The organism is Streptomyces amritsarensis (assembly GCF_001953875.1).
In the GTDB taxonomy this organism is placed as follows: domain Bacteria; phylum Actinomycetota; class Actinomycetes; order Streptomycetales; family Streptomycetaceae; genus Streptomyces; species Streptomyces amritsarensis.
This window is the reverse complement of record NZ_MQUR01000102.1, coordinates 1-24,796: the sequence shown is the minus strand read 5'-3', so window position 1 is coordinate 24,796 and position 24,796 is coordinate 1. Positions and strand designations below refer to the sequence as shown.

Annotated in this window: 26 protein-coding genes; 13 read left to right on the top strand and 13 right to left on the bottom strand. The window is 70.0% G+C overall.

All coding sequences use genetic code 11. The features are described 5' to 3' along the window. Window positions 1–62 precede the first annotated feature (62 nt). On the bottom strand, window positions 63–1,088 hold the full coding sequence (locus AVW11_RS30220) for a glycosyltransferase family 2 protein (RefSeq protein ID WP_030846625.1): 1,026 nt from the start codon (window positions 1,086–1,088) through the stop codon (window positions 63–65). A 132-nt stretch (window positions 1,089–1,220) separates the two neighbouring features. Between AVW11_RS30220 and AVW11_RS30215 the strand changes: the two genes are divergently transcribed. Next, window positions 1,221–2,768, top strand: a complete 1,548-nt coding sequence (locus AVW11_RS30215; RefSeq protein ID WP_476755990.1) for an LCP family protein — start codon at window positions 1,221–1,223, stop codon at window positions 2,766–2,768. 51 nt (window positions 2,769–2,819) lie between these two features. On the opposite strand, the gene AVW11_RS30210 is transcribed toward AVW11_RS30215, so the two are convergent. Continuing rightward, window positions 2,820–3,356, bottom strand: a complete 537-nt coding sequence (locus tag AVW11_RS30210; RefSeq protein ID WP_030846618.1) for an acyl-CoA thioesterase — start codon at window positions 3,354–3,356, stop codon at window positions 2,820–2,822. A gap of 105 nt (window positions 3,357–3,461) precedes the next feature. On the opposite strand from AVW11_RS30210, the gene AVW11_RS30205 reads away from it, so the two are divergent. After that, complete coding sequence (locus AVW11_RS30205) at window positions 3,462–4,784, top strand: LCP family protein (protein WP_076046601.1); 1,323 nt, start codon at window positions 3,462–3,464, stop codon at window positions 4,782–4,784. 37 nt (window positions 4,785–4,821) lie between these two features. Here the strand turns inward: AVW11_RS30205 and manB are convergent, their stop codons facing one another. After that, the gene (gene manB, locus AVW11_RS30200; protein WP_030846612.1) at window positions 4,822–5,904 is read right to left on the bottom strand and encodes a mannose-1-phosphate guanylyltransferase; all 1,083 of its coding nucleotides are present in this window, start codon (window positions 5,902–5,904) and stop codon (window positions 4,822–4,824) included. 631 nt (window positions 5,905–6,535) lie between these two features. On the opposite strand from manB, the gene AVW11_RS30195 reads away from it, so the two are divergent. The 7 genes from AVW11_RS30195 (at window position 6,536) to AVW11_RS30165 (ending at window position 9,760) form a co-directional block, all read left to right on the top strand. Further along, on the top strand, window positions 6,536–6,784 hold the full coding sequence (locus tag AVW11_RS30195) for a hypothetical protein (RefSeq protein WP_060179930.1): 249 nt from the start codon (window positions 6,536–6,538) through the stop codon (window positions 6,782–6,784). After that, window positions 6,750–7,271, top strand: a complete 522-nt coding sequence (locus tag AVW11_RS30190; RefSeq protein ID WP_199838235.1) for a DUF6879 family protein — start codon at window positions 6,750–6,752, stop codon at window positions 7,269–7,271. Before AVW11_RS30195 ends, AVW11_RS30190 begins: the two co-directional genes overlap by 35 nt. A gap of 22 nt (window positions 7,272–7,293) precedes the next feature. Next, window positions 7,294–8,142: a helix-turn-helix domain-containing protein gene (locus AVW11_RS30185; RefSeq protein ID WP_060179879.1), complete on the top strand. Its 849-nt coding sequence runs from the start codon at window positions 7,294–7,296 to the stop codon at window positions 8,140–8,142. 97 nt (window positions 8,143–8,239) lie between these two features. Beyond that, on the top strand, window positions 8,240–8,440 hold the full coding sequence (locus AVW11_RS30180) for a hypothetical protein (protein ID WP_060179880.1): 201 nt from the start codon (window positions 8,240–8,242) through the stop codon (window positions 8,438–8,440). Further along, window positions 8,440–8,661, top strand: a complete 222-nt coding sequence (locus tag AVW11_RS30175) for a hypothetical protein (RefSeq protein WP_060179881.1) — start codon at window positions 8,440–8,442, stop codon at window positions 8,659–8,661. Before AVW11_RS30180 ends, AVW11_RS30175 begins: the two co-directional genes overlap by 1 nt. Window positions 8,662–8,826: 165 nt before the next feature. Continuing rightward, on the top strand, window positions 8,827–9,258 hold the full coding sequence (locus AVW11_RS30170) for a glycine-rich domain-containing protein (protein ID WP_234362323.1): 432 nt from the start codon (window positions 8,827–8,829) through the stop codon (window positions 9,256–9,258). A 70-nt stretch (window positions 9,259–9,328) separates the two neighbouring features. Next, window positions 9,329–9,760 carry a hypothetical protein gene (locus AVW11_RS30165; protein ID WP_060179882.1) on the top strand — a complete coding sequence of 144 codons (432 nt, stop codon included), beginning with the start codon at window positions 9,329–9,331 and terminating at the stop codon, window positions 9,758–9,760. Between the two features lie 75 nt (window positions 9,761–9,835). Here the strand turns inward: AVW11_RS30165 and AVW11_RS30160 are convergent, their stop codons facing one another. From AVW11_RS30160 to AVW11_RS30150, 3 genes are all read right to left on the bottom strand, one after another. Then, window positions 9,836–10,561 carry a YfjI family protein gene (locus AVW11_RS30160; RefSeq protein WP_234362324.1) on the bottom strand — a complete coding sequence of 242 codons (726 nt, stop codon included), beginning with the start codon at window positions 10,559–10,561 and terminating at the stop codon, window positions 9,836–9,838. Between the two features lie 226 nt (window positions 10,562–10,787). Continuing rightward, window positions 10,788–10,955, bottom strand: a complete 168-nt coding sequence (locus tag AVW11_RS30155) for a helix-turn-helix domain-containing protein (RefSeq protein WP_234362325.1) — start codon at window positions 10,953–10,955, stop codon at window positions 10,788–10,790. Between the two features lie 76 nt (window positions 10,956–11,031). Continuing rightward, window positions 11,032–11,574, bottom strand: coding sequence for a hypothetical protein (locus tag AVW11_RS30150; RefSeq protein ID WP_060179933.1), 543 nt, complete (start codon window positions 11,572–11,574; stop codon window positions 11,032–11,034). 132 nt (window positions 11,575–11,706) lie between these two features. On the opposite strand from AVW11_RS30150, the gene AVW11_RS30145 reads away from it, so the two are divergent. Continuing rightward, window positions 11,707–12,882, top strand: a complete 1,176-nt coding sequence (locus AVW11_RS30145) for a tyrosine-type recombinase/integrase (protein ID WP_076046599.1) — start codon at window positions 11,707–11,709, stop codon at window positions 12,880–12,882. A gap of 200 nt (window positions 12,883–13,082) precedes the next feature. Here the strand turns inward: AVW11_RS30145 and AVW11_RS30140 are convergent, their stop codons facing one another. Next, window positions 13,083–14,240: an acyl-CoA dehydrogenase family protein gene (locus tag AVW11_RS30140; RefSeq protein ID WP_030846609.1), complete on the bottom strand. Its 1,158-nt coding sequence runs from the start codon at window positions 14,238–14,240 to the stop codon at window positions 13,083–13,085. A gap of 205 nt (window positions 14,241–14,445) precedes the next feature. On the opposite strand from AVW11_RS30140, the gene AVW11_RS30135 reads away from it, so the two are divergent. Continuing rightward, window positions 14,446–15,789 carry a UDP-glucose dehydrogenase family protein gene (locus AVW11_RS30135; protein WP_060179884.1) on the top strand — a complete coding sequence of 448 codons (1,344 nt, stop codon included), beginning with the start codon at window positions 14,446–14,448 and terminating at the stop codon, window positions 15,787–15,789. 58 nt (window positions 15,790–15,847) lie between these two features. On the opposite strand, the gene AVW11_RS30130 is transcribed toward AVW11_RS30135, so the two are convergent. The 4 genes from AVW11_RS30130 to AVW11_RS30115 all read right to left on the bottom strand — a co-directional run bounded on the left by AVW11_RS30130 (window position 15,848) and on the right by AVW11_RS30115 (window position 19,901). Next, window positions 15,848–16,930: a membrane dipeptidase gene (locus AVW11_RS30130; protein ID WP_076046598.1), complete on the bottom strand. Its 1,083-nt coding sequence runs from the start codon at window positions 16,928–16,930 to the stop codon at window positions 15,848–15,850. 144 nt (window positions 16,931–17,074) lie between these two features. Further along, a complete protein-coding gene (locus tag AVW11_RS30125) occupies window positions 17,075–18,253 on the bottom strand; it encodes a dipeptidase (RefSeq protein WP_076046597.1) in 1,179 nt (392 codons plus the stop codon). Continuing rightward, window positions 18,250–18,786, bottom strand: coding sequence for a 5-(carboxyamino)imidazole ribonucleotide mutase (purE, locus tag AVW11_RS30120; protein WP_031150900.1), 537 nt, complete (start codon window positions 18,784–18,786; stop codon window positions 18,250–18,252). The genes AVW11_RS30125 and purE overlap by 4 nt, the downstream gene beginning before the upstream one ends. Next, window positions 18,783–19,901, bottom strand: coding sequence for a 5-(carboxyamino)imidazole ribonucleotide synthase (locus AVW11_RS30115; RefSeq protein ID WP_030846595.1), 1,119 nt, complete (start codon window positions 19,899–19,901; stop codon window positions 18,783–18,785). Before AVW11_RS30115 ends, purE begins: the two co-directional genes overlap by 4 nt. 208 nt (window positions 19,902–20,109) lie before the next feature. Here AVW11_RS30115 and AVW11_RS30110 point away from each other — a divergent pair, with 208 nt between their 5' ends. After that, entirely contained in the window at window positions 20,110–20,661 is a 552-nt protein-coding gene (locus AVW11_RS30110) for a GtrA family protein (protein ID WP_079250859.1), read from the top strand. 24 nt (window positions 20,662–20,685) lie between these two features. Here AVW11_RS30110 and AVW11_RS30105 read toward each other — a convergent pair whose 3' ends face one another. Together AVW11_RS30105 and AVW11_RS30100 are read right to left on the bottom strand one after the other, a co-directional pair. After that, complete coding sequence (locus AVW11_RS30105; RefSeq protein WP_030846589.1) at window positions 20,686–21,951, bottom strand: ATP-binding protein; 1,266 nt, start codon at window positions 21,949–21,951, stop codon at window positions 20,686–20,688. Between the two features lie 96 nt (window positions 21,952–22,047). Continuing rightward, window positions 22,048–22,725, bottom strand: coding sequence for a response regulator transcription factor (locus AVW11_RS30100; RefSeq protein ID WP_030846586.1), 678 nt, complete (start codon window positions 22,723–22,725; stop codon window positions 22,048–22,050). 498 nt (window positions 22,726–23,223) lie between these two features. On the opposite strand from AVW11_RS30100, the gene AVW11_RS30095 reads away from it, so the two are divergent. After that, window positions 23,224–24,744, top strand: coding sequence for a peptide MFS transporter (locus AVW11_RS30095; RefSeq protein WP_030846583.1), 1,521 nt, complete (start codon window positions 23,224–23,226; stop codon window positions 24,742–24,744). Window positions 24,745–24,796 lie beyond the last annotated feature (52 nt).

Here is a 24,796-nt window from a genome sequence, read left to right as displayed (position 1 = left end):
GGCGCGGAGGCTGCGTACGCTCGCAGCCTCCGCGCCGGGCCCCTTCGGTCCCGTCGGACGTCTCAGGCCTGGGGGACGCCGGGCACCACGGCCGGGCGGCGGCTCCCGATCAGCTTGTTCGCCAGGGCGCGCGGGCTCGTCAGGAAGCCGAAGCCCCAGGACAGGTGCATGGTCGCCAGGGCGACGGGGATCTGGGCCCGGGCCTTCAGCGACAGCCCCCTGCCCGCGGGGACGGAGCCCACGGCGATGGCCGCGAGGTAGCCGGCCGGGACGGCGAAGCCCAGCGGGGTGACGGTCGCGCCCACGACCACGCCCGCGGCGAGCGCACAGACCAGGGTCGGCGGGGCCAGGTAGCGCAGGTTGATGGAGCCCGAGTGGTAGCGGGCCACCACGTGCCGCCACCGGCCGTAGTCCTTGTACTGCTTGGCCAGCGCCTTGACGGAGCGCCGCGGGCGGTACTGGACCTTCAGCTCGGGCGAGAACCAGATCAGCCCGCCTGCTTCGCGGATGCGGAAGTTCAGCTCCCAGTCCTGGGCGCGGATGAACTCCTCGTTGTAGCCGCCCTGCTGTTCCAGCGCCGCGCGGCGGAAGACGCCGAGGTAGACGGTCTCGGCCGGACCGGCCTGGCCGCCGGTGTGGAAGGGGGCGTTGCCGACGCCGATCTTGGAGGTCATCGCGGCGGCGACGGCCTCTTCCCAGGCGTTCTCGCCTTCGGCGTGCATGATCCCGCCGACGTTCTGCGCACCGGTCTCCTCCAGAAGGCGGACGGCGGTGGCGATGTAGTTCGGCGAGAGCATGCCGTGACCGTCGACGCGTACCACGATCGGATGACGCGAGGCCTTGATGGCGGCGTTGAGCGCCGCCGGGGTCCGGCCGGTGGGGTTCGGGACGGTGTGGACGCGGGGATCCTCGGCGACGAGTTCCGCGGCGATCTCATCGGTCCGGTCCGTGGACGGCCCGAGTGCGATCACCACCTCCATCTCGCCCGCATACTCCTGTTCCAGGATGTGGCGGACGGACTCACGGAGGTAGTGCTCCTCATCGAGCACCGGCATGATCACCGAGACTGCGGGCTGCTGGGCGGGCATGTGGTCCTTCAAGGTCGGGTATCGGTGTCACGTTACCGCGTACGGGGGAACCAGGTGCGCGCCGAGTGATCGGTACGGACAGCGGCTGATCGTATGGGCCTACTGTTCTGTCGAATCGGCCGGCTGAGCCGCATGAGGGCCGGCCCGTCCTTCGACCGGTATCCCTGTGCTCCCGCGGAGGTGTCCCCCGTGCCCCAGCCGCACCGTCCCATCCGTCCAGCCGGGCCGCCCCGGCCTCAGCGCGTGCGGCGCGGCGGCGGACCGGCCCGGCACCGGGAGGGCCGGCCCCGCTGGGGGGTGCGGATCGCGGCCGGGCTGTCGGTGGCGGTGCTGGGCTCCGGAGCCATCGGGCACGCCGTGATGACCGGTCTGGACACCGGGATCGAACGGGTGGACCCCTTCAAGGACATGAAGAACCGCCCGCAGGCCGGACACGGCATCAACTTCCTGCTGGTGGGCACCGACGGCCGGGAGAAGATCAGCCCCGAGGAGAAGCGCGAGTACCGCCTGGGCGGAGCGCCCTGCCACTGCACGGACACGATCATGCTGGTGCACCTGTCGGCGGACAAGGAGCGGGCGAGCGTCGTCAGCCTGCCCCGCGACAGCTACGCCGAAGTGCCCGCGCACCGCGACCTCGTCACCGGAAAGGCGCACAAGGCGCACCCCGTGAGGCTGAACGCGGCCTATGCGGAGGGCGGGCCCAACCTCACCGTGCGGACGGTCGAGAACATGACCCGGGTGAAGATCGACCACTATCTGGAGGTCGACTTCACCAGCTTCATGAAGACGGTCGACGCGATGGGCGGCGTCGAGATCTGCACCGCCAAGACCATGCGGGACCCGAACACCGGCCTCGACCTGCTGCCCGGCACCCACCGCCTGACCGGCGGCCAGGCCCTGCAGTACGTGCGCTCGCGCCACGTCGACGGCGCCTCCGACCTCGGCCGGATGCAGCGCCAGCAGCGGTTCGTCGCCGCCCTGATCAAGCAGGCGACCGGTGGCGGGGTGCTGCTGAACCCCGTCAAGTTCAAGGAGCTCAGCTCCACCCTGCTCGGCTCGGTCCGCGCCGACAAGGGCTTCGGCTCGGAGCAGATGCTGGCGCTCGGGCAGGCGATGCGGGACTTCACCCCCTCCTCCTCCGAGTTCGCCTCGGTGCCCATCGGCAGCCCCTCGTTCCGCGTCAAGGGCATCGGCTCCACCGTGAAGTGGGACGAGCCGAAGGCGGCCAAGCTCTTCGAGGCGCTGCGCGAGGACCGGCCGCTGGCCCCGGCCCGGCCCGGGAAGGCCGCAGCCGGCCGGCCCGCGGCGGTGCCGGTGGACGTGCCCCCGGCCCAGGTCCGGGTCCAGGTGGAGAACGGGACCCGGATCGACGGGCTGGGCGGGCGCGTCGACTCCGCGCTGCGCGCCACCGGTTTCGACACCACAGGCGCCCCGGGCAACGGCGCCGGCCGCGACGTCAAGCGCACGGTGATCACCTACGACCCCCGCTGGGACCGCTCCGCGCGGTCGGTGGCGACCGCGCTGCCGGGCAGTGAGCTGCGGGCGGTCGCCGGGCAGGGCCGGACGGTCACGGTGATCGCGGGCGCGGACTACCGCAAGGTGGTGCCGGTGCGTGCGGAGGACCCGTACCAGGGCGCGTTCGGGGTCGTCAGCGGCGACCAGGTGGTCTGCGGCCACTGAGGGCCCGTACGCGCCGTACGGGCCCGGGGCGGCGGGCCGCCTCGGCCCGTCTCAGTCGTCGAAGCCCTGGGCGGCGCGCTCCTCGCGCAGGGCCATGATGGCCTGGCGGCGGGCGAGCCGGTGGGTGCGGCGGATCTGGGCCTCCTGGTAGCGCCGTTCGTCCTGCTCCGTCTGCGGGAGCACCGGCGGGACCTGGCGGGGCTTGCCCTCGGAGTCCACCGCGGTGAAGACGAGGTAGGCGCTGCCGACCTGGGTGGCGGGGGTGGACTCGTTCCACCGCTCGGCCAGGACGCGTACGCCGATCTCCATGGAGGAGCGGCCGGTCCAGTTGCACTGGGCCTTCACGTGGACGAGGTCGCCCACGCGCACGGGTGCGAGGAAGGCCATCTCGTCCATGGAGGCGGTGACGGCCGCGCCCCCGGAGTGACGGCCCGCCACGGCGCCGGCGGCGTCGTCGACCAGCTTCATGATGACGCCACCGTGCACCGTCCCCAAGAGGTTGGTGTCGTTGGCGGTCATGATGTGGCTCAGGGTCGTCCGGGAGGCGGCGGTCGGCTTCCCGGGCAGCTCGCCCGGTATCTGTGTCATACGGACACCTTAGTTGGGTCGGGCAGGCATCAGCTCTGCAACAGCACCGGTACGGAACCTCCCCCGGGCTGTCGCGGGCGCCGCCCGGGCAGGCATCCTTGGCGCATGAATGACTGGCCAGAAGGTCGTGACGACGCCTACGGACGCGGCAGCGCGCGTCCGCAGCCCGAAGGTGTGCAGCGGATGCGGCACATCCAGCGGCAGCCCCAGCAGCCGCCGCGGCCCCCGCAGCCCGTGCAGCCGCCGCGGCCGCAGCGCCCGGCGGGGCCGGTGCCCACGCCCGGCGTCCCCCCGCAGCAGGCGGGCGCCCACGACACCTACGGCGGTTACGACAGCGGCTACAACACCGGCCAGGTCTACGGCTCGCCCTCGGGCGGCGCCCCGGGCCGGCCGCAGGGTCCCGGCGGGCCGTCGGGCCCCGGCGGCCCCGGGCGGGCACCCGGTCCGGCCCCGGACTGGCGCAAGCGCATCAAGGTCGGCTCGATCGTCCTGGTCTCCGCGCTCCTTGTGACATCCGTCTCCACCTACTTGTGGGCCGACTCCAAGGTGCGCCGCGAGGTCGACCTCTCCAAGGTCATCGAACGGCCGAAGGAGGGCGACTGCACGACGTACCTCATCGTGGGCTCGGACAGCCGCGAGGGCATGTCCGCGGAGGAGAAGAAGAAGCTCCACACGGGTTCGGCCGAGGGCAAGCGGACCGACTCGATGATGATCCTGGCGAAGTGCTCCAGCGGGAACACCATGATCTCGCTGCCGCGCGACTCGGACGTGGAGATCCCCTCCTTCGTCGGCTCCCAGTCCGGCAAGACGTTCCCCGCGCAGGGGCGGCGGGTCAAGCTGAACGCGGCGTACGCGGAGGACGGCCCGGAGCTGCTGGTGCGGACGGTGGAGCACAACACGGGCCTGCGCATCGACCACTACGCCGAGATCGGCTTCGCCGGCTTCGCCAACATCGTGGACGCGCTGGGCGGCGTGGAGCTCGACATCGAGCAGGGCTTCAAGGACGAGAAGTCGGGCGCCGACTTCAAGGCGGGCCGGCAGACGCTGAACGGCGAGCAGTCGCTGGCCTTCGTACGGACCCGGTACGCCTTCGCCGAGTCGGACCTCCAGCGGACGAAGAACCAGCAGAAGTTCCTGGCGGCGCTCGCCAACCAGGCCGCGACCCCGTCGACGATCCTGAACCCGTTCGCGCTGTACCCGATGCTCGGCGCGGGCCTGGACACCCTCATCGTCGACAAGGACATGGGCCTGTACGACATGGCCCAGATGTTCTTCGCGATGAAGGGCGTCAACGGGGGTGACGGCGTGTCGATGAACATCCCGATCTCCGGGCAGCGCGGCGGCAACCTCGTCTGGGACAAGGCGAAGGTGCAGCAGCTGGTGAAGCAGATCCAGAACGACGAGAAGGTCACCGTCCGCGGCAACTGACCGCGGCGGCGGCCTCCCCGCCTCCCCGGACCGGGATTCAGGCGTCCGGGGAGAAGCGGATGGCGGCGGCGGGCAGTTCCGCCCCGCACCACACCCGGGCGCCGGCCCGCAGTTCGTTGTCGTCGCCCACGGCCGCGCCGTCGCCGACGACGGTGCCGTCCAGCACGGTGCGCGCGCCCACGCGGGCGCGGGCGCCGATCAGGCTGGCGTTCACCTGCGCGTCGCGGCCGATGACCGCGTCGTCGAGCACGATGGAGCCCTGGACGACCGCGCCGGCCTCGATCCGGGCGCCGGCGCCGACGACGGTGCCGCCCGACAGCTTGGCTCCGGCGGCCACCTGCGCGCCGGGCAGCACCAGGGACTCGCCGCGGCGGCCGGGTACGGCCGGGGAGGGGACGACGCCGCGGACGAGGTCGGCGGAGGCCTGGATGATGGACTCGGGCTTGCCGAGGTCCATCCAGTAGGTGTTCTCGGTGACCCCGTGCAGTGTGGCTCCGGAGGCGAGCAGGCCCGGGAAGGTCTCGCGCTCGACGGAGACCGGGCGGCCGGCCGGGATGGAGTCGATGACGCTGCGGCGGAAGACGTAGCAGCCGGCGTTGATCTGGTCGGTGATGATCTCTTCGGGCGTCTGCGGCTTCTCGGTGAAGGCCAGGACCCGCCCGTCGGGGTCGGTGGGGACGAGGCCGAAGGCCCGCGGGTCCTCGACCCGTACCAGGTGCAGGGAGACGTCGGCGTCGGCCGCCTCGTGGGCCTCCACGAGGCCGCGGATGTCGAGGCCGGTGAGGATGTCGCCGTTGAAGACGAGGACGGAGGAGTCGGGGCCGCCGGTCAGGCGCTGCCCGGCGTTGCGGATGGCGCCGCCCGTCCCGAGGGGTTCGTCCTCGACCACGTACTCGAGGCTGAGGCCGAAGTCGGAACCGTCACCGAAGTAGGGCTCGAAGACCTCGGCGAGGTAGCAGGTGGCCATGACGATGTGCGTGACACCGGCGGCGGCGGCCCTGGCTATCTGGTGGGCGAGGAACGGGACGCCTGCCGTGGGGACCATCGGCTTGGGCGTGTTCACCGTCACGGGACGCAGCCGTGTCCCCTGTCCGCCGACCAGCAGGATCGCTTCCGTCATTTGCGTTCTCCCCAACCGATTCCGGCGTACGAAGGTCCAAATTTAGCCCATCCGGGGACGCCCGGAAGCCGGTGCCGGATGTGCCGGCCGGCGCGCGCACCGTACGGGCGCTGCGCTTGGTATGTCATGAAATGACTAGGTGTTCGCGTCGTCAGGAGGCGAACGGATCGGCGCGGCCGGACAGTTGCCGCCCGCGGTGCCGCACGCCCCGCCTGCGGCCCCGTCACGTACCGGGACGAACCCGGCGGCCGCGAGCCGGGCGGCCGTGCGCTGCCGGTCGATCCCGTACAGGACGACCCCCGGCCGGGGCCGGGGGTCGCCTGGGTGCGCGCGGGCCGAAGCCCTGCGGCTTACGGCAGGTTCCTCGCCATGACGATCCGCTGGACCTGGTTCGTGCCTTCGTAGATCTGCGTGCTTTACAGCTCATACGCCCTCTACCTGCACGAATACCCCTTGTAGTGGGGTCCGCCCCGGGATTCCCCCATGATCGCCAGGGTCTCAGCCCTGGTCAGGCCGGTCCAAAGGCCATCGGGTAGCCGTTGCCCCTCCGCAGACCCTCTTGACGGGCCCGCCGACAGGCCGCGAGGGTCGTGCAACAAGTCGCAACAGGCTCGACGTGGGAGAGGTAGCCATGTCTCTACTGTTCTTCGGCAAGGACCCCAACACCGACGAGGACCACTGTCCCACCGTCTGGGTGGACGACGAGACCGCTGATCTTGTCCTCCAAGGGTGGAAGACAGATCAGACGACCGAAGAGAAGTGCCTCACATTCGGCCCGATCCCGGACACGGAAGCCGTGATCCGCATCCCGGCCCGCATGGTGGACCAAATCAGGAAGGCGTGCGATGCCGCTGAACGCTCAGCAGCCGAGCTTCGCTGAGTGCCTCCGGGACACCGCCCGCTCGGCGGTTCATCTGGAGATGCGCGACGACTACGGCGACAACGAGCGGTTCGCAGCCTGGCGGGCTGGGAGCAGGATCGCCTGGGACGACCGTTCCTCGTGGTGGCGGCCCTTCCATGACCAGATCGCCGCTGCGGTCGCACGCGGAGTTTCCATCCGCCGGGTGCGCATCATCAGCGAACCGGTTTCCGAATACATTCGTTGGGAGCACTACATGACCCGGGCCAACCTCGCTGCGGGCGAGGAGGTTCGATGGGTGCCCCGACGGTTGTCCTCGGATTTGGTGCTGCCGTGCAACGACTACTGGCTGTTCGATGACCGGCTCGCCCGGATTCACCACTTCGCGGGGGACGGTTCTCTCGTCGAGGATGAGTTCTCCTGCGAGCCGGCCGTCCTGAAGCTGTTCGCTGCCTCCTTCGAGACCGCGTGGGAGCGCGGCATCACGCACGAGGACTACGTGGTCTGATCCACCATCCATCTGTCAGCCCATGCCATCGTCGCCGTTCTCCAGTGCCCAGGCCGCCCGCGATTCTGTCGCCGCGCGGCTCAGGGAGCTTCGCCTGGATGCCGGTCTGACGATGGAAGGGCTGGCCGATCGGTGCAACTGGAACAAGGCGAAGACCTCCCGCATCGAGGCAAGCAAGACCGCCCCCTCCGACACGGACATCCGCGCCTGGTGTGCGGCCTGCGGCGCCGGTGAACGAGCCGCCGACCTGATCGCCGCCTCCCGCTCGGCAGACTCCATGTACGTCGAGTGGCGGCGGATGCAGCGCACCGGTCTGCGCAGACTCCAAGAGGCCAGCGTCCCGCTCTACGAGCGAACGAAGCTGTTCCGCGTCTACTGCTCGCGGGTCATGCCCGGCCTGCTCCAGACCGAGGGGTACGCACACGCCCTGCTGTCGTTGATCGCAGACTTCCGGAACCTGCCGGACGATGTCAGCGAAGCTGCGGCGGCTCGCGTGGACCGATCGCACATCATCCGTGACGGGCACCACCGTGTCGTGCTGCTCGTGGAGGAAGACGTCCTGACACACCGGATCGGGGACGACGCCGTGATGGCGGGCCAGCTGGGCTACCTGCTAACAGCCATGTCCTATCCCGCCGTCTCACTCGGGATCATCCCCAGGGCTGCATCCCGGGTCATGTGGGGGCCTGAGACGTTCACCGTCTTCGACGACAAGCGGGTACACGTCGAGTTGCTGGCGGCCAAGGTCACCGTCACCACCCCCACCGAGGTCGACATCTACTTGCGCGCACACACGCGACTCGCGGAGATGGCCGTTTACGGACCTCGGGCCCGTTCTCTGATCAGCAGGGCAATCGACTCTCTCGGGTAATTGGACTGCAACAACCTGCAACAACGTGGACCCGCGGATTCATGGGTTCCTACCGTCGTCTCATCGACCTCAGAGACGATCGGGAGGGCGCGGCGCGATGAAGACGGAACCGAATCGGTGGCAGGAAAAGCCGGTGGAGCTGCCGGTGCGGCTGGAACGGCCTCGGCCCCGCCCCGTGCCGGGATGCGCCGAGTGCACGCGCCTGGGCCAGCTTCGGAAGGCGGCGGGACTCGAAGGCGACGGCACCACGGTGGCCGACTGCAACGTCCTGCTGCGGATGCACAGGACCGGTCACTGATGGACATGCAGATGTGGCGGGATTCCTGGGGCCGGGCCGACAACGCTTCGGAGTCCATACGCATGGCCCTGGCCGCCCTCGGCGTTCCCGAGACGGTGGGGAACAGCCTTCGGCCCATGGTGACCCACAACGGAGGGGCCTACGTGGACTTCGGCAAGCTCCCGGCCGATGTGGTTGAGCAGATCGCTGAAGCTCTTCGGCTGCCCGCAGCTCCCTTCTGACTCCCGCCCCTTGCGGGGGTGGGCCCTCGGCCGGCTCACGCACCGAGAGGAGGTGCAGAGATGACCGATCCCGGAGACAAGGAGGGCGGCGAGCAGTTCCCGCCCCCGCCCGCCGCGTAACCAGTCCCCAACCGTCGAGAGAGAGGGAATCTCACTGTGACGACCATGCTGGAATCTCCCGTCGCCTTACGGCGCGGGCGGGACCTCGTCAGTCCCGAGCTGTTCGAGAAGGTGTCGGAGTTCTGCGCGGAGGAGTACGGACACGAGCTGTCCACTGCCCGCAGGATCGTGGACCAGGCCCTTGCCTTCCTCAAGGTCATGGGCGACACCCGCGCGTTCGACATGACCCCGTCCGACGCGGTCGACCCCGGATGGCACTCGTTCGTGCTCCACACCCAGGCGTACGCCGCGTGGTGCGACGAGCAGTTCGGGTTCTTCCTCGGACACGAGCCCAAGGCCACCGTCCGCACCCGTCCGCTCATCGGCTCCGTGGTCGACCGCGTGAAGGCTGCCGGTTTCTACGTCGACGAGCAGCTGTGGGGTGCCGCGAAGGAGTGCAACCCGCCGGCCTGCTGCGGTGACGGCGACGGCTGCTGAGCCACCACTGAACGGAAGCGGTCCGGGCGTGGCTAAGGCGCCCGGACCGCCACAGCCAAGGGTTCCAAAGATGAGCAGCAATGACGAGGGCCTGACCGAACGAAGTCGGGTCACGGTATTCGCGATGTTCGGCACGGTCTTCGGCTACGCCACCCACCATCTTGACGAACGACGGATCGGGGACGTGGCCGTGATCGGCCCCCTGACCCCCAGTGTCGAGTGGCCACGGCTGTGGCAGATGGCCCGTTCCTGTGGCAGGCCCGCAGCCAAGGAAACCGAACTCGCACAGTGGATTCTGATCCAGGCGACCCGGGCGTTCGTCTGCGGCAGCGACCGCATCGCGCAGTTCCCCGACCAGGGTTGGAAGCTGGAGCCCGGCGGGAAGCGAGTCAGCTTCGAAGTCACCTACGCCAACCGAGATCATCTGTGGACCGGCAACCTGACCGTGGACGGTCTCAGCCCGGATCAGGTAGCTGAGCGCCCTTCGCTCTACCGAGCGTAGTTCAGGTTGGAGTAGTCGAACCAACGAAAGAAGCCCCGGCCGATCGGCAGGGGCTTGCTTGGTTTGTTGGGAGGTTCAGAGCAGTGCGTGGAACGGGTTGGAATCGGAAAGCGGGGCGGCGGCGGGCCGCTTCACCGGCCTGTCCGCAGGAACGGGCTTCGGGGTCGGGCGGTAGGAGTCCAGGCGAACCACTGTGGCGCGGTTCTCCTCACGCTCCGCGCTGGCCGGCTGGCGCTCTGGGTGACGGGAAGCGTCACCGCGGAGCGTGAAGACGGTCGCAGGTCGGCCCGTCTTCCCCGACCGTTCCACGGTGACCACGATTCCGGGCAGGGCCTTGACCTCCGCTGCGGTCGCCCCCACGTACGGGAGCACCTGTGAGGAGATGGCACTGCCTCCGTACATCTCGACGCGGGCGCGGACCTTGTCAGCGAGGCTGAGCGGCTTCCGCTGCACCTTCGGAGAGTCGGCTCCCTTGTTGATCCGTACCGCGTCCTGGACGGATCGGCGTACCAGCGTGAAGGCTGCGGACAAGATCTCTTCCGTGATGGTCTCGGAGCACTCGGATGCGGCGAGGCAGGCCGCTACTCGAAGGGTTTGTTCCGCCGTCCGCTCGATGAATACGGCCTGCCCTTCGGGCAGGGTCTCGCCCAGGATGCGCGCGTACCGGCGAACGATCCGCCACAGCGGGCGGGCGTCTTCGGAGAGGGTGATCACGCGGGGTCGGGCGGTGGCCCATCCGTAGGCGTCGGACAGTTCCCGTCCGTCCACCTTGGGCAGGCTCACGCGGTCGTCGTCGAGCATCGGAACGGCACCGCCCCGCCCCTGGTTCTCCCGAACCTGCTTGCACTCCGGGTGGTCCGGGTTCGTTGCCGGGTTCCTGCCCGGCCCCCACGGGCGTTCGTACATGTAGGGCTCGCGGCAGGTAGCACACACGAGGTCAACAAGCTTCACAGCGACTGTGGTCAAGTACCGCTCCAGGAAAAAGAAAAGCCCCCGGTTGCCTCGGGGGCGTCGTTGGTCATGCTCTTCAGTTCTGCCGGTCCAGCCACTTCTCCAGGTCTGACGGCCGGCATCGGAGGGCCTGGCCCACCCGCCGAAACGGAATCTTCTTGCTGCGCCAGTTGTCATAGACCCAGCTCTCAGGCTTACTCAGAAATTCGGCCACATCAGCAACCGTCAACAGCTTGACCACCACACCTCCAAGAAAAACAAAACCCCCGAGTCGCCTCGGGGGCATCCAACGAAATATGAAGTTGAGGACGGCGGTTCGGCTAACCTTCCGCGCCCGCCATGGAGTCCAGCACCGATTTGGTCTTGTCGGTCACCTCTCCACCAGCCTTGCCCGCCACCGTGCCCAAGTAGCCGTCCCTCCGCGCCTTCTTCAAGTGGTCCTTGACCGTCTCCGGGCGCCGCTGGATCAGCCGGGCAAGCCACGGGACCGGAGCAGGGGCCCCGCCCGCAGCCATGGCGGAGTAGGTCAGGGCCAGAGTCGCCAGGTAGCGCTCCGAGACGCCCTCCTCGGCCAGCAGGCGCCCTGCGGCCTCACCCGAGGCGTCTAGCCGTTGCGTGAAGTCCTGGAGGGTCCTCTGAGCCTCCGGCGCCTTCCTGGCCAGCTGCATGGCGGCAGCGATGTCCAGCCTCCGGAGAACGGTCGTGGAGATGCCCCGCACGACGTCGCGGGGTTCGGCATCGTCGGCCGGTTCCACCGTCATGCGCTGCGGACCACCCGTGACAGGCCCCTCCGGCCACCACAGCCGGACCACCCAGCCCCCGTACTGCTGGGTGATCTCGAATCCACTCCCGTCTGCTCGCATGCCCCGACCATACACCACCCAGGGCGGTCCACCCGGTGTTGACAACCCAGGGTGGTCAGTGCGCAGACTTGTGGCAGGGGGCAGCCACGGACGGCACGGGGGCGGCCCATTCACGACGAGAGAGGCCGGCACGTGGCAAGGGCATGGGTGGCTCGTTCCAAGGACGACCCGAAGAAGTGGACGACGTTCTGGTACGACCCGGACGGCCAGCAACGGCAGAAGTCGTTCGAGACGAAGAAGCGCGCTGACGATCACCGGAAGCGGAAGGAGCAGGAGCTAGACGCCGGAACCTACCTGGACGACAAGCTGGGGAAGCAGCCGGTGACGGCGGTCTGGGAGCAGTGGACGAATCAAAGGAAGCTGGAGAACAGCACCAAGAAGCAGTACCGATCGATCCAGAACACGACCCTGGAACCGTTCTTCAAGGCCCGCTCCATCGTTTCGTTGAAGGTCGCGGACATCGAGCAGTGGCTGTTGTGGATGGAGCAGGACCGCAAGCTCTCGGCGCGGACCCGGCGCCAGCGGTTCTCGTTCTTCTCCGGAATGATGGACTGGGCCGTTGTCAAAGAGATCATCGGGCGCAACCCATGCAAGAAGATCAGGCATGCGGGCAGCCGCGCCAAGGAGATCCGCGAGCACAAGAGCAACGCCCGGCGGCTGACGACTCGGGAAGTCCTGGCGATGCTCAACGGGGCCCCGCCCCGGTACCGAGCGATGCTCTGGCTCATGGCGGGATGCGGTCTGCGGATCGGTGAGGCCATGGCGGTCTCCCGCGATCAGCTCGACTTCCAGGCTGAGGTCCTGCGCGTTGACTTCCAGATCGCGGAGGACGGCGAATCCGAGTCCGGCAAGAACAGCGCTCTGCAACGACGGCACATCAAGGCCCGGGACGAGGAGGAGCCTGGGCGCATCGTGCCACTCCCGCCGAACGTGGCGTTCGAGCTGCGCAGGCACATCAAGAACCACGGAGTGTGGGGACCGGAGCGCCTGTTGTTCCCCAACGTGACCCGCACGGGGTACGTGTACGCCTCGTACTTCTACCGGCAGATCTGGCTGCCCGCCCTGACGAAGGGCGAGGTGCCCTACTGCAAGCCGCATTCCATGCGGCACTACTACGGATCCCGGTTGCTCTACGCGGGCGTCCCCGAGAACGACGTGGCCGACTGGATGGGGCACAGCAGCACGGACGTGCTCCGCGAGCACTACCACTACATCTTCGAGGGGGCGGAGCAGCGCGGACGCGCGGCCATCGCAACCATGCTGACGCCCGGTGCGGACGATCCCACGGAGCGGGACGAAGTCGCCTGACCCGGCCCATACGAAAGACCCCCGGCATCGCGCCGGGGGTCTTGTCGTTTGTGCAGGTAAAAGCCGGTTCTGACCTCAGCACCAGCCCAGGATTTCCCCAGCATGACGCCCAGGAACGGCCCGGAACGGGCCCGAACGGACCGGAAGTCGATCACAGCTCCCGGGCCACCCGAAAGGGCCGCTGAACTGCGAAAACCCTGCTACGGCAGGTTCCTCGCCATGACGATGCGCTGGACCTGATTCGTTCCTTCATAAATCTGCGTGATCTTGGCGTCGCGCATCATGCGCTCCACCGGGTAGTCACGGGTGTAGCCGTAGCCGCCGAGGAGCTGGACGGCGTCCGTGGTGACCTCCATGGCCACGTCGGAGGCGAAGCACTTGGCCGCGGCGCCGAAGAAGGTCAGGTCGCCGTCGACGCGCTCGGACTTGGCGGCGGCCGAGTACGTGAGCTGGCGGGCGGCCTCGATCTTCATGGCCATGTCCGCGAGCATGAACTGCACGCCCTGGAAGTCGCCGATCGGCTTGCCGAACTGCTTGCGCTCCTGGACGTAGCCCTTGGCGTAGTCCAGGGCGCCCTGCGCGATGCCGAGCGCCTGGGCGGCGATCGTGATGCGGGTGTGGTCGAGGGTCTTCATCGCGGTGGCGAAGCCGGTGCCCTCGGCGCCGATCATGCGGTCGGCGGGGATCCGGACGTTGTCGAGGTAGACCTCGCGGGTCGGGGAGCCCTTGATGCCGAGCTTCTTCTCCGGCGCGCCGAAGGAGACGCCCTCGTCGGACTTCTCGACGACGAAGGCGCTGATGCCCTTGGAGCGCTTCTCCGGGTCGGTGACGGCCATGACCGTGTAGTACTCGGAGACGCCCGCGTTGGTGATCCAGCGCTTGACGCCGTTGAGCACCCAGAAGTCCCCGTCGCGCACGGCGCGGGTCTTCATGCCGGCGGCGTCGGAGCCCGCGTCCGGCTCGGAGAGGGCGTAGGAGAACATCGCGTCGCCCTTGGCGAGCGGGCCGAGGTACTTGGCCTTGAGCTCCTCGGAGCCGGAGAGGATCACCGGGAGGGAGCCGAGCTTGTTCACGGCCGGGATGAGGGAGGAGGAGGCGCAGACACGGGCCACCTCCTCGATCACGATCACGGTGGCGAGGGCGTCGGCGCCCGCACCGCCGTAGGTCTCGGGCACGTGGACGGCGTGCAGGTCGTTGGCGACCAGCGCGTCGAGGGCTTCCTGCGGGAAGCGGGACTCCTCGTCGACGGCGGCTGCGAACGGCAGGATCTTCGCCTCGGCGAGCGAGCGGACCGACTCGCGGAGCATGTCGTGCTCCTCGGCCGGGCGGTACAGGTCGAAGTCGGCAGAACCCGCCAAGATCTCTCACTCCCCAGGGTGACACGCGAAAAACGTGATGCTAACTACCGTTAAGTAACCCAAGTTTAGTGGTCCGCTCACGGATGGCGATATGGGCGCCCCACGTGAGTTGCGTGACAGAAGGTGCACTCCCTGGGGGCCGTGCCCGCCGAGCGGCCCGACTATGCTCAGTTGCCGCAAACGGCCCCGCACCTCTGGAGCACCCATGGCCCCCCTCAGGATCACTGTGATCGGCACCGGCTACCTCGGCGCGACCCACGCCGCGGCGATGGCGGAGCTGGGCTTCGAGGTGCTGGGTCTGGACGTGGTGCCGGAGAAGATCGAGATGCTGGCCGCGGGCCGGGTACCTATGTACGAGCCGGGCCTGGAGGAGCTGCTGGCCAAGCACGTGGCCGGACTGCCGGGCTCGACCGGGCGGCTGCGGTTCACGACCTCCTACGAGGAGGTCGGCGCCTTCGGCGACGTCCACTTCGTCTGCGTGAACACCCCGCAGAAGCACGGCGAGTACGGGTGCGACATGTCCTACGTCGACTCCGCGATGGCCTCCCTCGCCCCGCACCTGACGCGGCCGGTGCTGGTCGTCGGCAAGTCCACCGTGCCGGTGGGTTCCGCGCAGCGGCTGGCGGAGAAGCTGGTGGAGCTGTCCCCGGCGGGCGACGACGTGGAGCTGGCCTGGAACCCGGAGTTCCTGCGGGAGGGCTTCGCCGTGCAGGACACCCTGCACCCCGACCGGATCGTGATCGGCGTCCAGGGCGAGCGCGGCGAGAAGGTGCTGCGCGAGGTGTACGAGACCCCCATGTCCGAGGGGACGCCGCTGGTCGTCACGGACTTCCCGACCTCCGAGCTCGTCAAGACCGCCGCCAACTCCTTCCTCGCCACCAAGATCTCCTTCATCAACGCGATGGCGGAGGTCTGCGAGGCCGCCGACGGTGACGTGGTCAAGCTGGCGGAGGCCATCGGCTACGACGAGCGGATCGGCGCGAAGTTCCTGCGGGCCGGTATCGGCTTCGGCGGCGGCTGCCTGCCGAAGGACATCCGGGCCTTCATGGCGCGCGCGGGCGAGCTGGGCGCGGACCAGGCGCTGACCTTCCTGCGCGAGGTCGACTCCATCAACATGCGCCGGCGCGGGCACATGGTCGAGCTCGCCCGCGAGGCCGTGGGCGGGTCGTTCCTCGGCAAGCGGGTCGCCGTGCTCGGCGCCACCTTCAAGCCGGACTCGGACGACGTACGGGACTCGCCCGCCCTCAACGTCGCGGGCCAGATCCACCTGCAGGGCGGTCAGGTCACCGTCTACGACCCCAAGGGCATGGACAACGCCCGGCAGGTCTTCCCGACCCTCGGGTACGCGGACTCCGCGCTCGCGGCGGCCCGCGGCGCGGAGGTGGTCCTCCACCTCACCGAGTGGCGCGAGTTCCGCGACCTCGACCCGGCGGAGCTCGCCGGCGTGGTCACCGACCGGCTCGTGCTGGACGGCCGCAACGCGCTGGACCCGCTGCGGTGGCGTGCCGCCGGCTGGACGTACCGGGCGATGGGGCGGCCCCGGGCCTGACCCTGCGGGGGCTGCCCGGACCGCGAAGGACCCGGGGCTCCGCCCCGGACCCCGCGCCTCAAACGCCGGCGGGGCTCGGGCGGCGGCGGGCGGTGAATTCCGCGTCGCGGATGACGCGCTGGGCGTTGCCCCAGGTGAGCAGGGCGAGGTCGGATTCCGGCCAGCCGCGGTCGAGGAGTTCCGCGATGAGCCGCGGGTAGCCGGACGGGTCGGTCAGGCCGGTCGGGCGGTGGCCCGGCGGCTCGGTGCCGAAGGCCGCGCCGAGCCCGACGCCCTCCGGGCCGGCGACCGCCCGTACGTGGTCGAGGTGGTCCGCCACCGCGTGCAGGGAGTCCCCGGTGCGCGCGGTGTCGAAGGTGACCATCGCGAGGCCGTTCGTCTCGCGCAGCAGGGCGAGCACCTCGTCGCAGACGTTGTGCGGATGCGGGTTCAGCGCGGCGGCCGCCGTGTTCGAGATGATCACCGGGGCCTTGGAGGCGCCCGCGAGCTGACGGGCGACGGCCGGCTCGCACCCGGCGAGGTCCAGCAGGATCGCCAGCCGGTTGGCCTCCTGCACCACCTCGTGGCCGAAGGCCGTCAGCGCCTCCTGCGCCCAGGGCGCTCCCGCGGGAGCGAGGGCCCGTACGCCCAGTGCGTGGAAGGCGCGCAGCGCGCCCAGCGAACCGGTCAGCGCACGGCCCGGCACGGGGCCGAGGAACGAGGCGATCCGGCCGCGGTTGCGGGCGTCGGCCATGTCGTCGGCGCTGAGCGCGAGGCGGAGGCTCTCGGGGTAGCGGCGGACGAGGGTCAGCGCCGCGTCGATCTGCTCCAGGGTGTCGCAGACCACCCGGTCGCCGGCCGCGCCGTCCTCGGGGGGCCGGGCCCCCGGCGGCACCAGCAGGGACCAGAACTGGGCCCCCACTCCCCCGGCGCGCAGGCGCGGGATGTCGGTGTCGACGCCCGCGTCGGGGGTTTCGATGTCGTGGTACGGGCTCTGGCGCAGGGTCCACACCAGGGTGTTGCACCCGTCGGCGACGGGGTGGACGGACAGCAGCGCGGCGGCCCGTTCGAGGGCGCTCGCCGTCGTCTCGGGTCCGGCGGGGGCCTGAAGGTCCGGGGCCCCGATGCCCACGGAGGGAGGTTCATCCTGCAGGTCGGCCATGGCGTTCGCTCCGGTCTCGGCGGCAGCAGGGAGAGCTGGAGCCACCGTGACACGGGCCGCGCCGCGGCCGCCCGGCAGGTGGGGCGTTCGGGTGAACCGCGGTCACACCGCGTGACCCCACCTGCCGGACCAGCGCTTGCACCGCTAGATCACCGCGTTCGACGGGCCTCGGGTCGCCGACAACTCGCGTGCGACCGCTTCCGCGTCGCGCAGCGCGCGGACCGCGTTGGACCAGGTCAGCTTGGCCAGGTCGGCCCTGGACCAGCCCCGCGCCAGGAGTTCCGCCACCAGGTTCGGGTAGCCCGCCACGTCGTCCAGGCCGGCGGGGGTGAAGGCCGTGCCGTCGTAGTCCCCGCCGATACCGATGTGGTCGATCCCGGCCACCTCCCGCATGTGGTCCAGGTGGTCGGCGACCGTGGCGGCCGTGGCCACCGGCCGCGGGCGCTCCGCCTCGAACGCCCGGTGCAGGGCCATCGCCTCGGGGGTGGTGTCGAGGTGGTGGAAGCCGTGCGCCCGCAGGTTCTCGTCGGCGGCCAGGGTCCATTCCACCGCCGCCGGGAGGATGAACTTCGGGACGAAGGTCGCCATCGCCACCCCGCCGTTGGCCGGCAGCAGCGCCAGCACGTCGTCGGGGATGTTGCGCGGGTGGTCACAGACCGCGCGCGCGGAGGAGTGCGAGAAGACCACCGGCGCGGCCGAGACGGCGAGGGCGTCCCGCATCGTCGTCGCGGCGACGTGGCTGAGGTCCACCAGCATGCCGACGCGGTTCATCTCGCGGACGACCTCGCGGCCGAAGTCGGTCAGACCGCCGTGCCGGGGCTCGTCGGTCGCGGAATCCGCCCAGTCGATGGTGTCGTTGTGCGTGAGCGTCATGTACCGCACGCCCAGCCGGTGCAGGGCGCGCAGCGTGGCGAGCGAGTTGTTGATGGAGTGGCCGCCCTCGGCGCCCATCAGCGAGGCGATCCGGCCGGCGGCGCGGGCCTGCTCCATGTCGTCCGCCGTCAGCGCCCGCACGAGGTCGCCGGGATAGCGGTCGATCAGCTGGCCGACGGCGTCGATCTGCTCCAGGGTGGCGCTGACCGCCTCGTCGCCCGCGTAGTCGGACCGTACGTACACGGACCAGAACTGGGCCCCGACACCCCCGGCGCGCAGCCGGGGGATGTCGGTGTGCAGGTGTGCGGACTGGTCGCCGGCGATGTCCCGCTGCGCCAGGTCGTAGCGCACCTGTTGGCGCAGCGCCCAGGGCAGGTCGTTGTGACCGTCCACGACGGGGTGCTCGGCCAGCAGCTCGTGCGCCTCCGCCAGACGCTGCGCCGCGCTCACTTGCCGAATCCGAAGGACTCCGCGTTCGCGACCTTCGTGCGCAGCCGCTTGCCCTTCTCGGTGGCCTGGTCGTTGAGCTCCTGCTGGAAGTCGCGCATCCGGGCCAGCAGCTCCGTGTCGTGGGCGGCCAGCATCCGTACGGCGAGCAGGCCGGCGTTGCGCGCTCCGGCGACCGAGACGGTGGCGACGGGAACTCCCGCCGGCATCTGGACGATCGACATCAGCGAGTCCATACCGTCGAGGTACTTGAGCGGGACGGGGACGCCGATGACCGGCAGCGGGGTGACCGAGGCGAGCATGCCGGGCAGGTGGGCGGCTCCGCCCGCGCCCGCGATGATCGCCTTCAGGCCGCGCCCGGCGGCCTGCTCCCCGTACTCGATCATCTCGCGCGGCATCCGGTGGGCGGAGACCACGTCGACCTCGTAGGGGATCTCGAACTCGTCGAGGGCCTGGGCGGCGGCCTCCATCACGGGCCAGTCCGAGTCGGACCCCATGACGATGCCGATGACGGGCCCTGCGGCGGTGGTGCTCATTCCGTGACCGTTCCTCTGAGGTAGTCGGCGGCGTGGCGTGCGCGCTCCAGCACATCGCCCAGGTCGTCGCCGTAGGTGTTGACGTGGCCGACCTTGCGACCGTGTTTCACGTCCTTGCCGTACATGTGGATCTTCAGCTGGGGGTCGTGGGCCATGCAGTGCAGGTAGGCCGCGTACATGTCGGGGTAGTCCCCGCCCAGCACGTTCGCCATGACGGTCCACTTGGCGCGGGGGCGCGGGTCGCCCAGCGGAAGGTCCAGGACCGCGCGTACGTGGTTGGCGAACTGGGAGGTCACGGCCCCGTCCTGGGTCCAGTGGCCGCTGTTGTGCGGACGCATCGCCAGTTCGTTGACGAGGATGCGGCCGTCGGTGGTCTCGAACAGCTCCACGGCCAGGTGGCCGGTCACGCCGAGTTCCTGCGCGATGCGCAGGGCGAGGGCCTGGGCCTCGCCCGCCAGGTCCTCGGAGAGGTCCGGGGCGGGAGCGATCACCGTGTCGCAGACCCCGTCCACCTGGCGGGACTCGACGACGGGATAGGCGACCGCCTGCCCGTGCGGGGAGCGGACGATGTTCGCCGCGAGTTCGCGGACGAAGTCCACCTTCTCCTCGGCGAGGACCGGGACGCCCGCCTTGAACGGGGCCTCGGCGTCCTGCGGGGTGCGGACGAACCACACCCCCTTGCCGTCGTAGCCGCCGCGCACGGTCTTGAGGATGACGGGGAACCCGCCGACCTCGTCCGCGAAGGCGGTCACGTCGTCCGGATCGCGCACGATCCGGTGGCGGGGGCTGGGTGCGCCGATCTCGTCGAGCTTGGCGCGCATCACCCCCTTGTCCTGGGCGTGTACCAAAGCGTCGGGCCCCGGGCGGACGGGGATGCCGTCCGCCTCCAGGGCCCGCAGGTGCTCCGTGGGTACATGCTCGTGGTCGAAGGTGATCACGTCACAGCCGCGCGCGAAGGCACGCAGCGTCTCCAGGTCGCGATAGTCGCCGATGACGACGTCGCTCACGACCTGGGCCGCCGAGTCCTGTGGTGTGTCACTGAGGAGCTTGAATCTGATGCCGAGGGGGATGCCCGCCTCGTGGGTCATGCGGGCGAGCTGACCGCCGCCGACCATGCCGACTACCGGGAACGTCACTCCTCCAGGGTATCCGCCGGTATTCCGCCATCCGGACGTGCCCTGGCGCGATCGCCCGGGTGTGCCGTGCGTCGCAGGGTGCCGGAAGGCACAGACGGAGTACAGGGGGGAGACTTAGCATGGGTGGGTTGACGGAGAACACCGGACGCCCCGTGCGGGGGCGGTGACCGACGGGACTGGCCTACTGATGACCACGCAGCGCGGATCGGTCCTCGAACGCGTACGCGGCCTCGTGCGCGAGGTGGCCAAGTTCGGGGCGGTCGGCGGCCTGGGTGTCCTGGTCAACCTGGGTGTCTTCAACCTGATCCGCCACACCACCGATCTGCAGGTGGTCCGTGCGAGCGTGATAGCCACCGTCGTGGCCATCGCCACGAACTACCTCGGCTTCCGCTACTTCGCCTACCGGGACCGCGCCCAGAGCGGCCGCACCCGCGAGATGGCGCTCTTCGCCGGTTTCAGCGCGATCGGGCTGGTCATCGAGAACGGTGTGCTCTACACCGCCACCTACGGCTTCGGGTGGGACGGCCCGCTCGCGAGCAACGTCTTCAAGTTCATCGGCATCGGCACGGCCACCGTCTTCCGCTTCTGGTCGTACCGGACCTGGGTCTTCAAGGCCCTGCCGCCGGTCGCCGCGCCTGCTGCGGCCACCGAGTCGGCGCCGGAGCCCGGGCCGGGGCCGCTGCGCCGGCCGGAGCGCAGGCCCGAGCCGCTGCCGCGGCCGGAGCCCGCGAACAACTAGGCGCCGCCCGCCCGCCCCGGTCCGCTAGCGGACCGTCTTCTCGCGTTCGGCCGGCTGTGGTGCCGTACGGCTGAGGAAGAGCGCGAACACGGGGGGCTTCGTCTGCAGCAGCTCCAGACGGCCGCCGTCCGCCTCGGCGAGGTCCCGGGCGACCGCGAGGCCGATGCCGGTGGAGTTGCGGCCGCTGATGGCCCGCTCGAAGATCCGGTTGCCGAGGTCGGGCGGGACGCCCGGTCCCTCGTCCGTGACCTCCAGCACCGCCTGGTTGCCGATCACCCTGGTGCGGATGGCGACGGTGCCGCCGCCGTGCATGAGGGCGTTCTCCACGAGGGTGGCCAGGACCTGGGAGACCGCGCCGGGGGTGCCGACGGCCCGTACGCCCTGCTTCCCGGAGCGCACGATGGCCCGGCCGGCGCTGCGGTAGGCCGGCCGCCACTCCTCCACCTGCTGTTTGACGACCTCGTCGAGGTCGAAGGGGACCGCGGAGCCCGTGCGCGGGTCCCGCGAGTTCGTGAGCAGCCGCTGTACGACGTCCGTGAGCCGCTCCACCTGGGTCAGGGCGATCGTGGCCTCCTCGCGCACGGTCGTCAGGTCGTCGGTGACCGTGATCTCCTCCAGTCGCATCGACAGCGCCGTGAGGGGGGTGCGCAGCTGGTGGGAGGCGTCGGCGGCGAGGCGCCGCTCGGCGGTGAGCATCCGGCCGATCCGCTCGGCGCTGGAGTCCAGGACGTCCGCGACGCGGTCCAGCTCGGGAACCCCGTACCGCTTGTGCCGGGGCCGCGGGTCGCCGGAGCCGAGCCGCTCGGCGGTCTCGGCGAGGTCGGTGAGCGGGGAGGCCAACCGGTTCGCCTGCCGTACGGCGAGCAGGACGGCCGCCACGACGGCCAGCAGGGCGACCGCGCCGACCACGGCCAGGGTCCGTACGACCTCCCTGGTCACGGTGGAGCGGGCCTCCTCCACGACGACGGTCTCGCCCTGCTCGCCGTGCGCGGTGCCGCGTACGACGCTGTCGGGGATCGACGCGCCCACCTCCACGACCGGCTGCCCGGGGACCGTGATCCGCGCGTAGTGCCCGGCGTCGAGCAGTTCGGCGAGGGCGGCGGGGTCGGTCGGCTGCTTCTCGAGGACGTCCGCCTCGACGACGCTCACCAGCCGCAGCGCCTCGGACTCGACCCGGTCCTGGGCGCTGCTGGTGATGGTCCGGGTCTCCACGATGACGAGGGAGACCCCGAACACGGCGATCACCACGAGGACCACGGCGAGCGTGGACTGGATGAGGCGGCGGCGCATGGGCTGGGGCCTTTCTTCCGGATCAGGCCGGATCGGGGAGCGGCGGCGTGCCGGGGCACGCGAGCCCGGCCTGGTCCGGAGGAAGGGCCCTGAAGGTCAGCTCTTCTCGAAGCGGAAGCCGACGCCGCGGACGGTGGCGATGTAGCGGGGGTTGGCGGCGTCGTCGCCGAGCTTCTTGCGCAGCCAGGAGATGTGCATGTCGAGGGTTTTGGTGGAGGACCACCAGGTGGTGTCCCAGACCTCGCGCATGAGCTGGTCGCGGGTGACGACCCGGCCGGCGTCGCGCACCAGGACGCGCAGCAGGTCGAACTCCTTGGCCGTGAGCTGGAGCTCCTCCTCGCCCATCCAGGCGCGGTGCGACTCGACGTCGATCCGCACGCCGTGGGTGGCGGGGGGCTGGGGGGTCTCGGCGGCGCCGCGCCGGAGCAGGGCCCGGACCCGGGCCAGGAGCTCGGCGAGGCGGAAGGGCTTGGTCACGTAGTCGTCGGCGCCCGCGTCCAGGCCGACGACCGTGTCGACCTCGTCGGCCCGGGCGGTGAGGACCAGGATCGGGAAGCCGTGGCCTTCGGCGCGCAGCCGCCGGGCGACTTCGAGTCCGTCCATGCCCGGCAGTCCGAGGTCCAGGACGACGAGGTCGACGCCTCCCTGGAGTCCCGCGTCCAGGGCGGTGGGGCCGTCCTCCCGGACCTCGACCTCGTACCCCTCCCGGCGCAGGGCGCGGGCCAGGGGCTCCGAGATGGATGCGTCGTCCTCGGCGAGCAGTACACGCGTCATGTGGGTGATGGTAGTCCGCGGCGACTGTTTCGAGAGGCCTGCCTGCAGACCCCTTCCGATCTGCCGTTATGGGCCGCCGAGCGCCTTCGAATATGGTCGAACGGTTCCCGACTCGCCTTGTGATCCATCTCTCAAGTCCTTTCATATGCGACAGTGTCGTGTCGTATGGTGGCGAGACGCCTGATGCACCACCTCAGGGACCTTTGTGCCGAAAAACAGCGCAAGGGTCTCTATTTCTGTCCTGAACCGGGCGGGCAGTCCCACCGAGGACCGACCCGGCCGGCCCCCACGACAGTGAACGAACTGTTGGCCGGGCCCCTCGCGCGATGGTGCGCGGGTGGGCGTGGATCCCGGTTGCGGATTCCCTTCACCCCCTGTGCGACGGGGGCGAGACCCCGAGGCGTGGGGTGGGACTCCGTCCGCCGGCGCCGGCCACCCCCCACACGGGCGCGGATGAGCTCACGAAGCCGAAGCGTCCCGAGCAAGCAAGGATCGACCATGGCTTCCAGCCTGACGACGGCCTCACCGAGCCCCGCTCACGAGAAGACCGTCCTCGGCCACCCGATCGGCCTGGCCACGCTGTTCATGACCGAGATGTGGGAGCGCTTCTCCTACTACGGCATGCGTGCGCTTCTCGTTCTGTACCTGGTCTCCGGCGGCGTCGACGCCGCGACCGGCAGCCAGGGCGGCGGTCTCGGCTTCACCGCGGCGACGGCCACGGCGATCTACTCCGTGTACGTGGCCATGGTCTACCTGATGGCCATGCCCGGCGGCTGGTTCGGTGACCGCGTCTGGGGTGCCCGCAAGACGGTCGCCGTCGCCAGCTTCGTGATCATGGCGGGCCACGTGGCCCTCGCCGTCCCCGGCCAGCTCGCGTTCTTCGTCGGCCTGCTGCTCGTCGCGGTCGGCTCCGGTCTGCTGAAGGCCAACATCTCCACGATGGTCGGCCACCTGTACAAGGACGCGGAAGACCCGCGCCGTGACAGCGGCTTCACGATCTTCTACATCGGCATCAACGTGGGTGCCTTCGCGGCGCCGATCGTCATCGGCACCATCGGCGAGACCGTCAACTGGCACCTGGGCTTCTTCCTCGCCGCCGTCGGCATGGGCGTCGGCCTGGTCATCTTCCTGCTCGCCGGCCGCACGCTGAGCCCGAAGAGCAGCATCGTCCCGAACCCGCTGAGCCCGGCCGAGCGCAAGGCCGTGATCACCAAGGCCCTCGCCGTCCTCGCCGCCGTCGCCGTCTTCTACGGTGCCGTCGTCGCCGCGGACATGTTCACCATCAAGTGGGCGCTGTACCCGATCACCATCGCCGGTCTGATCATCCCGGTCGCCGTCCTCACCCGGATCAAGCGGGACAAGGACCTCACCCCCGGCGAGCAGACCCGGATGAGCGCCTACATCTGGTTCTTCGTGGCCGCCGCCGTCTTCTGGATGATCTACGACCAGGGCGGTTCGACCCTCTCGCTGTTCGGCGACAAGAACTCCGAGCGCAGCCTGTTCGGCTGGGAGGTCCCGACCACGATCTTCCAGTCGCTGAACCCGCTCTTCGTGGTTGCCCTGGCCCCGGTCTTCGCCGCCGCGTGGGTGGCGCTGGCCCGCCGCAACCGCGAGCCCAGCACGATCGTGAAGTTCTCGGCGGCCCTGGTCATCGTCGGCGCCTCCTTCTTCGTCTTCGCCATCCCGCTGAGCCAGACCGCCGGCAACGACACCAAGGTCACCATGTGGTGGCTGGTGCTCATCTTCCTGATGCACACGCTCGCCGAGCTGTGCCTCTCCCCGGTCGGCCTGTCGGTCACCACGAAGATGGCGCCGCAGAAGTACGGCTCCCAGATGATGGGCGTCTGGTTCCTGGCCGTCACCGCCGGTGACTGCATCACCGGTCTGCTCGGCCTGGCCGAGGTCCAGCTGAACGGTGTCGGCGTGATCCTCTTCCAGGCGTTCGCCGCCGTGCTCGCCGGTGTCGCGATCTTCATGTACCGCAAGAAGGTCAACGCGCTGATGGGCGGCATGAACTGACCCGTTCCGCTCCGGCGGGGAGACGGCCCGGCACACCGCACGGTGTGCCGGG